The following is an 11911-nucleotide window of genomic DNA, read 5'->3' as shown; positions in this document are numbered from 1 at the left end:
GCGCATTACCAACCGAAGCCGGCACCCACGCCGATCGAACTGTCGTCGCCGCTGAGCGCGCCGCCCACCGTCAGGGTGGCGCGCGGGCTGATCGCACGCTGGTAGCCCACCGACAACGCCGACTCGCCGTTCTGGAAACCGACGCCGGCACCGACGCGGTTCTGCGTGGCGATGCCACCGACGCTGGCGGCCATGTTCAACATCGCCGAACTCATCGCACCCTGACGATCCAGGCGACGGTTCTGCCGGCGCAGACGCTCTTCGATGTCGCCCTGGTAGGTCTCGAAACTGTCGGCCATCGCGTTGTAGCGGCTGTCGGTATAGCTGTTGGCCGCGGCAACGCCGTTGTCCAGCTGGCCCTTATTGACCGCATCGGTGGCACGCGTGCCGGCGGCCACATTGGCCACCTGACGCTCACCGCCGACGCTGCCCACCGACACCGTGTTGGCACGATCGGCAACCGACCCCTGCCCCAGCGCGACCGCACCTTGCGCACTGGTACGTGCGCCCTGTCCGATCGCCGTGCCGGAGGCCGCACTGACCTGCGCGCCTTCGCCCATCGCCACCGCATTGGTCGCCACCGCGGCGATCTGCGTATTGGCGCCGACCGCGGTGCTGCCATCGGCATTGACGCGCGCATTGCTGCCGATCGCGGTGTCGTTGGGGCCATGCGCATACGCGCTGCCGCCAATCGCCGTGCCGGTCACGTGGTTGGCCACTGCGGCCGTGCCAACGGCGGTGGAGCTTGCGGCCGGGGTGATGCTGCCGACCACTGCGGCGGTCGGCGTGCCCTGCACGCTTGCGCCGGTGTCGGCAACGGCGTTGCTCGATGCGCTCACTGCGCTCGTGGCAACCGCAGGTACCGCTGCAGTGCGCAGCGACAGCGTACGTGCCGCCGTGCTGGCGGTTGCGGCACCACCGCGTGCATCCAGCTCGGTGACCTTGCTGTCCAACGCGGTCAATGCCGCACCGACGTTGTTGTAGCTGGCACCCTGGATCACGTAGGTCGGCGCGACGAACACGCCCTGCGCACCGATCGCCGCGCCACCGCCGAGGAAGCTGGCGGCGTTGCTCAACGACTGGAACAGCTGGCCGCCGTTGATCGCATCGGTACTAGCACCGGCAATCGCACCATTGCCGACGTTGACGATGCGGCGCGTGGCCGGGCCGCCGCGGCCATCGCCGCTGCCGACCGAGACCACGTTGGCGTCATAGGTACGCGAGCCCGAGCCCAACGCCACCGAGTCGGCACCACTGGCACCGGCATTGGCACCCAGCGCCACCGCGTTGGCACCGCTCTGGCGCACGAAAGAGTTGTAGCCCAACGCCACACCGTTTTCGCCGATGGCATTGGTCTGCCGGCCCATCGCGGTGCTGTTCACGCCGCTGGCGCTGCTGTCCACACCCATGGCGCTGGCGCCGGTGGCCGAGGCGCGGCTGCCGGAGGCGATCGCCACGCTGCGTGCGCCGCTGGCGGTTGCGCCGGCGCCCGCCGCAGTGGCGCGATCACCGGTTGCGCTGGCCACCCCTTCACCGGTGGTTTGCACCATGCCGTTGGTGGTCTGCACATCGGCCGCCAGGGCATCCAGCTGGCCCTTGTTGACCGCATCGGTCGCCGCCTGGCCGTCGCTGACATTGACGATGCGACGCGTGGCCGGACCACCGCGGCCATTGCCGCTGCCGATCGACACCGTGTCGGCTTCGTAGGTGCGCGAGCCCGAGCCCAGCGCCACCGAATCGGCACCGGTCGCACCGGCGTTGGCACCGAGGGCCACACCATTGACCGCGCTCTGGCGCACGAACGAGTTGTAGCCCACCGACACCGCGTTCTCGCCGATCACGTTGACCTGACGACCGACACCGGTGCTGTTGATGCCGGTTGCCGATGCATCCACACCGACCACGCTGGCGCCGACCGCATCGGCGCGGCTGCCGCCACCCAGGGCCAGCGTATTGTCGGCAAGGGCCGCCGCGCTCTGACCGAGCGCGGTGGCATTGACGCCGTCGGCATACGAATTCCAGCCGATGGCGGTGGTGTAGTCGGCCGTGGCCCACGCGCCCGCACCGAATGCGGCAGCGCCGGTGCCGGAGGCACGCGCCGGGATGAAGCCGAAGAACGTGCTGCCGCCGACGGCCACGCTTTCTTCGCCGGTGGCCTCGCTGAATTCGCCCACGGCCACTGCACTTGCGCCGGAGGCCAGTGCGGCGGCACCCACGGCGGTGCTGTAGTCGCTGGACGCCACCGCACCATAGCCCAGCGCCGACGACAGCCTGCCGCTGGATTCGCTGTAACCACCGAAGGCGGCGCTGCCGACATTGGAGGCGGTGCTGCGGAAACCGGCTGCGGTGGCCTGGTTGTCCGATGCCACCGCTTCGCTGCCGAGCGCGGTCGCATAGGTCGAAATTGCCTGCGCGCCGGCACCGTTTGCGCTGGCGCCGACATCGCTGGCCAGGGCATTGCTGCCGACGGCGCTGCTGTTTTCGCCGGTGGCCTGGGCGTTGTTGCCCACCGCCGCTGCGCCGGTTCCGCTGGCCAGCGCACTCACGCCAACCGCCGTTGCGTTATCGACCACCGCCTGCGCACCGGCACCCAACGCCGTGGCGCCGGTACCGGTGGCATTGGCGCCCTCGCCTGCGGCCAGGGCGTTGTCGCCCTCGACGTAGGCACCGGCATCGCTGTCATCGCTGCCGCTGGCCTGGAAGTACTTGCTGGTGGATTGTGCGGTTTCGGCAACGGCGTTGAGCTGATCCAGATTCACCGCGTCGGTGCCCTGCGTACCGGCGGCCACGTTGGTGATCTGACGCTCGTTGCCGGCGCTGCCCACCGAGACCGCAAAATCGCGATCGGCCACCGAATCGGCACCCAGCGCCACGCTGCCTTCGCCGGTGGATTCGGCAAAATTGCCGAGCGCGGTGCTGTTGAGGCCCGGTGCCCATGCCGCGCCGCCGAGCGCGGTGGAGTAGTCCCCGGAGGCTTCGGTCGGCAACAGGCCGAGCAGGGCGCCACCGACCGACACGCTGTTGTAGCCGCTGGCCACGCTGCCCTGGCCGGCCGCAACGCTGTAGTCGCCGGTTGCGGTGGCATCGCCACCCACGGCCACGGTATTGGAGCCGCTGGCGGTGCTGAAATTGCCCAGCGCGGTGCTGTTGAAACCGGTCGCACTGGAATAGCCGCCCAAGGCGGTGGAGTAGTTGGAGGTGGCCTCGGCACCGAAGCCGAACGCCGCCGCGCTGGTGCCATCGGCCACGCTCTCTGCGCCGACCGCAGTGGCCGACTCGCCACTGGCGCTGGCGAAATAGCCCACCGCGGTGGTTTCGCTGCCATCGGCCACGCTCAGCGTGCCAGCGGCCAGGGAACCATCGCCATAGGCACCTGCCGCCGCACCCAGCGCGGTGCTCTGCGCGCCGGCGGCTTCGCTCTCGCCACCCACGGCCACGGCGTAATCGCCGCTGGCCTGACTGAAGGCGCCATTGGCGATGCTGCCGTAGCCACTGGCAGCGGCGTTGTAACCGGCCGCAGTGGCGTACTGCGCGGTGGCGCTGGCACCGCTGCCGAGGGCGACGGCGCCGATCGCGGTGGCCTGGCTGCTGGAACCGAACGCGCTGCTGTAATCGCCGTCCGCAGTGGCGTTGGAGCCGGCCGCGGTGGCGTCCTCGCCCTGCGCATCGGCCGTGCCGGTGCCGGTGCCGGCAAACAGACGCGCAGTGGTTTGTGCGGTTTCGCCGACTGCATTGAGCTGGTCCAGGTTCACCGCATCGGTGCCCTCGGTACCGGCGGCAACATTGGTGATCTGGCGCTCGCCACCGACCGTGCCCACCGACACCGTGTTGGCGCGGTCGGCAACTGCACCGACGCCGAGCGCAACGCTGTTGTCGACCGAAATGCGCGCGCCGTCGCCGATCGCGATGCTGTCGGCGCCTTCGACGAAGGCCTCGGCGCCCAGTGCGATGCTGCGATCGCCATAGCCGACTGCTTGCGAGCCGATGGCGATCGCACGCCCACCGCCGGCATAGGCGTTATCGCCGATGGCCACCGAGACGCTGCCGCTGGCGGCCGAGGTGATGCCTACCGCGACGCTGCGCGCGCCGTAGGCCGTGCTTTCCGCACCCACGGCGGTGCTGGTATCGCCCCAGGCCACGCTGGCAAAGCCCAGCGCAGTGGATTCGAGACCATTGGCGATGCTTTCGAACCCGATTGCGGTACCGCCACGGCCATTGGCCACGCTGGTGCCGCCGACCGCAGTGCCATAGAAACCCGATGCCGTGCTGTCGGCACCCACGGCAGTGGCATAGCGGTCGCTGGCGATACTATTGAAGCCGAGCGCGGTGGCATTGTTGACATTGGCCACCGCACCACTGCCGACCGCAGTGGTGTTGACCGCTGACGCCAGGCTGCTCGAACCCAGCGCAGTGCTGTAATCCTCGTAAGCCGATGCATTGGAACCGGCCGCAACGCTGTCGATGCCCTCCGCAATCGCGGTGCCATCGCCGGTGGCCACGAACGTGCGCGCGGTGGTGGAAGCAACGTCGGACACTGCGGTGAGCTGATCGAGATTGACCGCATCGCTGCCTTCGGTACCGGCGGCGACGTTGGTGATCTGACGCTCGTCGCCCGCCGCACCTACCGACACAGTGTTGGCACGCGCGGCCACCGAGTTGGCGCCCAATGCAACCGAGTTGGCGCCGCGTGCGGTGCTGTAGTAACCCAGCGCCGTGCTCAGCTCACCGCTGGCCCAGGATTCCGGGCCGACTGCCGTGGCACCTTGGCCAGGCGCATAGGCGAAATAACCCACCGCGGTGGCCTCGGTGCCGGAGGCTTCGCTGAGCGTTCCCACTGCCGTGGTGTAGGTGCCCGATGCGATCGCACCGGCGCCGAGCGCGGTGGAGGCTTCGCCGCTGGCCTGGGTCTGCACGAAGAAACCCAGACCGGGAATGAAATCGACCGGACCACCGACAGCGGTGCTGCTGGTACCGCTGGCACTGGTCTGCGTGCCCACGGCGGTGGCGTAATCGCCTGCCGCATTGGCGACCGCACCGAACGCGGAAGACTGCGCACCGGCCGCATACGCACCGACGCCGAACGACGAGGCGGCAAATCCATCGGCATTGGCGCTGGCGCCGACTGCGGTCCCGCCGACGCCGGCGCTGGTGGCGCCGGTGGTGACGGGCACGCCGCCACTGGTGATCAACGGCTCGCCGTCTTCGTCCACTGCAGCACCGCCAACGGCCACGCTGCCGGGGCCGTTGGCCTGCGCGTTGTGGCCGAATGCCGCGCTGTTCTGCCCGGAGGCGAGCGCATTGGCGCCGACCGCAGTGGCATTGTCGGCCACCGCATTGGCACCGGTTCCCAGTGCCGTGGTCGCCGTACCCACCGCATTGGCGGCATCGCCGGCAGCCAGCGCGCTATCGCCTTCGACATAGGCACCGACGCTGTCTTCGCCAGGGGTCGCCTTGAAGAACGTGGCCGTGTCTTCGGCCACATCGGCCACGTCGCGCAACTGCGCCACGTTGACCGCATCGGTGGCGTTGATGCCGGCGCTGACGTTGGTGATGCGACGCGTGGCCGGGCCGCCGCGGCCATTGCCGCTGCCGACCGAAACCACATCGTCTTCGTGGGTACGCGAGCCTGCGCCCAGCGCCACCGAGTTGGCACCTGTCACGCCGGCGTTGGCACCCAGCGCCACGCCGTTTTCGCTGCTCTGGCGTACGAAACTGTTGTAGCCGATGGCCGCCGCGTTCTCGCCGATCGCATTGGTCTGGCGTCCGATCGCGCTGCTGTTGACGCCACTGGCGCTGCTGTCGGCACCGGTGGCGAGCGCGCCGGTCGCGCTGGCGCGACTGCCGGCGCCGATGGCGGTAGCGTTGGCGGCAGATGCCGACGCGCCGCGGCCGACTTCCACCGATTGCGCCATTGCAGAAAGGGGGATTGCAATGCCGGCGCTACCCAGCGCCAGGGCGATCGCGGCAACCAGGCAGCGGCTCTGGCAGCGGTCGATGAATGCGGCGGTGCTCACTGCGCCCGGGCTGTCGCCGCTGGCCAACTCCGATGCCACGGCCCACACGCCTAACGATTTGTTCCAGACCTTGCGATAAATCCGATTCATCGACGCACTGCTCCTGAATGTTGGGACTGGTTTTTTGACGAACACCCACCATCGCGAGGCCTGTTCGCCGCTGCGATCCCCCGTGGTGATTGGCGCCATGGGCCAAATGGCGGTGCGCGGGAAGCTGCACCCCGGGTAGTCAAAAAGTGAACGCTACCCAACCATAGAACTGAGCAAAGTGTTAACAGCCATCAAATTGGGCGTCAAGTTTTTGACAGAAGGCACAACCGAGCGTGCGCGCCATCACACTTCGGCCTGCTTTTGTTCGTTTTTTGATAATTCTTTGGAAAACAGCGATCTAGATCATGTCTCGCAAGACATTTCCAAGCTGAATACGCATGTCCGTTGCGGACATGAAAGCCCGCCGGCAGGACGCCGGCAAGCCTGCTTGCGCAAAACCGCGCGCGGGACAGGCCAGAAATCGGACCAGCGCTCGCCGCGCCGACGCCTCGGACCAGCACGATCGGCGACGGGACCGATCTACCTGCATCACTTCGCCAGAAAACCGACGTCCGCATCGCCTCGCGCCGCCGTGTGTCGGATCACCGGCGCGCCATTGGCACTGGCGATCGCGCCGCCGCCGACATTGACGATGCGGCGTGTGGCCGGACCGCCGCGGCCCTTGCCGGTGCGCGTCGACAACCCCTGCCCCCGTCGCTGCGCCAACCCGCGTCCAGCGCCGATGGCGGTTGCCGATTCCCCTGCGGGTGACGCATTGCGTCCGATCGCTGCCGCGCCGCGCTCCAATGCCAGGCTTCCGCCGCCAAATGCATTGGTTCCATCGCCCAGGGCATTGCTCGCATTGCCCATTGCCAGCACACCCTGACCATCTGCAAACGCCGGTGCATCGGCATCGGTCGCAGGCGTTGCCGCTGGCGGCCCCGATTTAGTTGAAAACCAAAATCCGATTAAGATCGACGCTACACAGGCCGCATCAGCAGGCGCTTGGACTAAATGCCAGAAGTTTTCCGATGGTTACTTGAAGTAAACCGTGCGTCGACTTCACTAAATGCATTTCATCGCAGCAACGCCGATGCGATCGCAGGTATAGGCCTCATCCGCAACGCCTGCAAAGTGAGAGCGAAAAGTCTCTCAACGGCCGCTGACCATGCTTGAACGCAGTATTCCCCGAATGTCCTGCCGATGCGCACGCTTCGTGCAAGGGACGTCGCTGCTATCGGCAACTGTCGCAGGCAAGCCTGGCTCCGTGAGAGCCTATCTGGTGCTGTCGACCCAGCCGCGGCCGTGCACTTTCTTGCTCATAACGCATCGCACATCGCCACAGCGAGCGCGGCAAGGGGCGAACGACCCGGCACCATCGCAGGCAGTTGCGCAGAGCCGACACCGGAAACGACGACGGCCGTGCGCATCGCTGCACGCGGCCGTCGAATGACACTATTGCTGCGGCGCTTCAGCTCACGCCGCACAACTCACCATCAACCGCACCAGACCCGCGCATTGCGGAACATGCGCAGCCACGGCGCGTCATCGCCCCAGCCGGCCGGGTGCCAGCTCAGGTTTGCCGTGCGCGGGGTGCGCTCCGGATGCGGCATCAAGATGGTGACGCGACCGTCGGTGCTGGTCAGCCCGGTGATGCCGTCCGGCGAGCCGTTCGGATTGAGCGGGTACTGCGATGCCACCATGCCATCGCCGTCGATGAAACGCAGGGCCACGCGGGCAGCCGCCTGATCCACCACGGTATCGAACTCGGCGCGGCCTTCGCCATGCGCCACCGCCACCGGGATCCGCGAGCCGGCCATGCCGCGCAGGAAGATCGACGGCGACTCCACCACTTCCAGCAAGGCGGTACGCGCTTCGAACTGCTCGCTGCGATTGCGCAAAAAGCGCGGCCAATGCTCGGCACCGGGAATGATGTCCCTGAGCTGGCTGAGCATCTGGCAGCCGTTGCACACGCCGAGCGCGAAGGTATCGCTGCGCGCGAAGAACGCGGCGAATGCATCGCGCAAGGCGGTCCGCTCCAGGATCGAGGTGGCCCAACCGCGGCCGGCCCCCAGCACGTCGCCGTAGCTGAAGCCGCCGCAGGCGGCAAACCCGGAGAATTGCGCCAGATCCACGCGGCCTTCGATCAGGTCGCTCATGTGCACGTCGAACGCACGGAAACCGGCGCGCTCGAAGTTGTAGGCCATCTCGATCTGTCCGTTGACGCCCTGCTCGCGCAGGATCGCCACCTTGGGCCGCACGCCGGTCGCCACGAAGGGCGCGGCCACGTCTTCGGAAGGGTCGAACACCAGCTTCGGGCGCAAGCCCGGCGCCTGGAAGTCGCGTGCCTGTGCGCGCTCTTCGTCGGCGGTTTCCGGGTTGTCGCGCAGCCTCTGCATGGCGTGCGTCACCGACCACCAGGCATCGAACAAGGCTTCCCAACGCCACTCGGCCAGCACCCGGCCCTGCCCGCTCACGCGGATGCGCGGCGCACCGGTAGGCCGCGCAATGCGCTGCGCGCATTCGGTCAGGGCATGCCGTTCGACCAGATCGGCGAACGCGGCGCGATCCTCGTTGGCGATCTGCACCACCGCACCCAGTTCCTCGTTGAACAGGCTGCGGAATGCATCGTCGCCCCAGGCATCGAGAGTGATATCCAGGCCCTGCCGCGAGGCGAACGCCATTTCGCACAGCGCCGCGAACGCCCCGCCATCGCTACGGTCGTGATACGCCAGCAGCAGGCCGCTCTCACGCGCCGCGCGGATCAGCTCAAAGAAGCTGCGCAGCCGCTGCGCATCGTCCAGATCCGGCACCTCGCCGCCGAATGCCGGCAACGCCGCAGCGTCTGCATACACCTGCGCCAGCACCGAGCCACCCAGACGCTGCTTGCCGCCACCCAGCCCGATCAACCACAGCTCGCTCTCTTCGTCGCTACGCAACAACGGCGTCAACTGGGTGCGCACATCGCCAACGGGCGCGAACGCACTGATGATCAGCGAGACCGGTGAAACACTCTTGTGGGTTTCACCGGGAATGGGGAATGGGGAATGGGGAATGGTGGAAGCGGAGGGCTGCGGCGTTTCGCCATTCCCGATTCCCGATTCCCCATTCGCGTCAACCCACTGCGCCTGCATCGACAGCGAGTCCTTGCCCACCGGCACGCTCAGTTCCAGCGCCGGGCACAGCTCCATGCCGATCGCGCGCACCGCGTCGTACAGCAAGGCGTCTTCGCCGGCGTGACCGGCGGCGGCCATCCAGTTGGCCGACAGCTTGATGCTGTCCAGCGTCTGCACCGGCGCGGCGCACAGGTTGGTGATCGCCTCGCCCACCGCCATGCGCGCCGACGCGGCGGCATTCAACAACGCCAGCGGGGTGCGCTCGCCGATCGACATCGCCTCTCCGGCAAAAGTGTCGAAGCCGGCCAGGGTGATCGCGCAATCGGCCATCGGCAGCTGCCACGGCCCGATCATCTGCTCGCGCGCGGTCAGGCCACCCACGCTGCGGTCGCCGATGGTCACCAGAAAGCTCTTGGACGCCACCGTGGGATGCGCCAGGACGCGCAGACCAGCCTGCTGCAGATCCAGCGCGGCGGTTTGCAGCACCGGCCACTGCGGCGCCGGCGGATGCACCGCATCGCGATGCATCTTTGGCGCCTTGCCGAAGAGCACGTCCATCGGCAGGTCGATCGGCAGCGGGGAATCGGGAGTGGGGAATGGGGAATGGGGAGAAGCGAAATCGGCAGCCGGCAGCGTGCTGTCGCCATTCCCGATTCCCAATTCCCGATTCCCGGCGTCGAGGACGCCATAGCCAACCACCAGCCGCTCCTCGGCCGTGGCCACGCCGACGGCGGCAAACGGGCAGCGTTCGCGCGCGCAGATGGCGGCGAATTCGTCCAGGCGTGCCTGTGGTACGCCCAGCACGTAGCGCTCCTGCGATTCGTTGCACCACAGTTCCAGCGGCGACAGCGAGGGGTCGTCGGTGAGCACGCGGCCCAGGTCGATGATGCCGCCCACGCCGGAGTCGTGCAGCAGCTCGGGGATGGCGTTGGACAGGCCGCCCGCGCCCACGTCGTGAAACCAGCGGATCGGGTTGTCGGTGCCCAGCGCCACGCAGCGGTCGATGACCTCCTGGCAGCGGCGCTCCATCTCCGGGTTTTCGCGCTGCACGCTGGCGAAATCCAGCGCCTCGGCGCTGTCGCCGGCCGCCACCGAGCTGGCCGCACCGCCGCCCAGGCCGATCAGCATCGCCGGGCCGCCCAGCACGATCACCGCATCGCCGGGCTGCAGGCGCAGCTTCTCGACCTGGTTGCGATCGATCGCGCCCAGGCCGCCGGCCAGCATGATCGGCTTGTCGTAGGCGCGGGTCAGGCCCTGACCTTCGGCAAGCTCGAAACTGCGGAAATAGCCGAGCAGGTTCGGCCGGCCGAATTCGTTGTTGAACGCGGCGCCGCCGAGCGGGCCGTCGAGCATGATGTCCAGTGCCGGGGCCATGCGCGGGTTCAGCGCGCGCGGCGCTTCCCATGGCTGCGGCAGGGTCGGGATGCGCAGGTGTGACACCGTGAACCCGGTCAGCCCGGCCTTGGGCTTGCCGCCGCGGCCGGTGGCGCCTTCGTCGCGGATCTCGCCACCGGCACCGGTGGCGGCGCCGGGAAACGGCGCGATCGCGGTCGGGTGGTTATGCGTTTCCACCTTGATCGCAAACGCCGACGGCAACACCGCCTCGGCGCGGTACTCGCCGCTGGCCGGATCCGGCCGATAGCGCGCGGCCGGCACGCCTTCCACCACCGCCGCATTGTCGCTATAGGCAGACAGGGTGTGCTGCGGGGTCTGCTGGTGGGTGTGCTTGATCATGCGGAACAGCGAGCGTTCCTGCGGCTTGCCGTCGATGGTCCAGCTGGCATTAAAGATCTTGTGCCGGCAGTGCTCGGAGTTGGCCTGGGCGAACATCATCAGCTCGACATCGGCCGGGTCGCGGCCCAGCTCGGCGAAACGTTCGCGCAGGTAGTCGATCTCGTCCTGCGCCAGCGCCAGACCGAGGTCGCGGTTGGCCTGTCCCAGCGCCGCCAGCGGCACGCGCTGCAACTGTCCGCGATCGGGCACGTTGAACAGCGCCTCGGCGGCCGCGGCCGAGCCGAGCAGCGACTGCGTCATCGGGTCGTGCAGCAGCTTGGCCACGGCGGCCTGGATCGCTTCGTCGGCCGGCCAGCCGGCCAGATCGATGCGGGTACCGCGCTCCACGCGCTGGATCGGCTGTCCGGCCCCGCGCACCAGTTCGGTGGCCTTGCTCGACCACGGCGACAAGGTGCCCAGACGCGGTACCACATAGCGCGAGGAGGCGTCCTCGGCCCGCGGCGCGGGGGCGGCTTCGGCCTGCAGGATCCGCTGCAAGGTGGCCTGATCGGGCGCTTGCCCGGCCTCGGCGCGGATGAAGTACACGTGCCAGGCGCCGGTGATGCGCAGCGCGGGAACGAGGGTTTGCAGGCGGGTTTCGAGCCGAGCGCGGCGGAACGGCGAAAGGGCAGAAGCGCCCTCGAGGACCATCATGTCCGGGGAACCGTGTCAGAAACGGGGCTGCAGATTGTAACGGAGCTGATGCGCCGGCGCCGGACCCGGCGTGGGTGGGCCGCCAATCCATGCGGTGATCATCGGCACAGCCCGGGCCGGATGCGGCGCGTTCCGGCCGATGCGGCAACGGCGAAGGCGGATGGCGATGCCAGCAGGGATTGTCGCGTCCACCTGTCTTTGGGCCGGTCTCCGCGCGGTGGCGACGTCCGCAGTGCTGGCACTGCCGGTCCACCGCCGCTCTCACCCTATAAACCATGCAGCCGGCCCGACCCTGAAACGCAAGAGGCCGGAATGCATGCGCAT

General features: G+C 68.2%; 3 protein-coding genes. All 3 read right to left on the bottom strand.

Annotated features, from left to right (window positions below; all coding sequences use genetic code 11):
• Positions 1 to 5: 5 nt before the first annotated feature.
• Entirely contained in the window at positions 6 to 6104 is a 6099-nt protein-coding gene (locus tag FHT08_RS01600) for an ESPR-type extended signal peptide-containing protein (RefSeq protein WP_166774088.1), read from the bottom strand.
• Between the two features lie 489 nt (positions 6105 to 6593).
• Positions 6594 to 6746, bottom strand: coding sequence for a hypothetical protein (locus FHT08_RS01595; protein ID WP_166774086.1), 153 nt, complete (start codon positions 6744 to 6746; stop codon positions 6594 to 6596).
• Between the two features lie 794 nt (positions 6747 to 7540).
• A complete protein-coding gene (gene purL / locus FHT08_RS01590; RefSeq protein WP_166774085.1) occupies positions 7541 to 11587 on the bottom strand; it encodes a phosphoribosylformylglycinamidine synthase in 4047 nt (1348 codons plus the stop codon).
• Between the last annotated feature and the right edge of the window lie 324 nt (positions 11588 to 11911).

This window comes from Xanthomonas sp. CFBP 8151 (assembly GCF_011761885.1).
Taxonomy (GTDB): Bacteria; Pseudomonadota; Gammaproteobacteria; order Xanthomonadales; family Xanthomonadaceae; genus Xanthomonas; species Xanthomonas arboricola_B.
The sequence above is the reverse complement of the archived record's forward strand: the minus strand, read 5'-3'. Positions and strand labels throughout refer to the sequence as shown.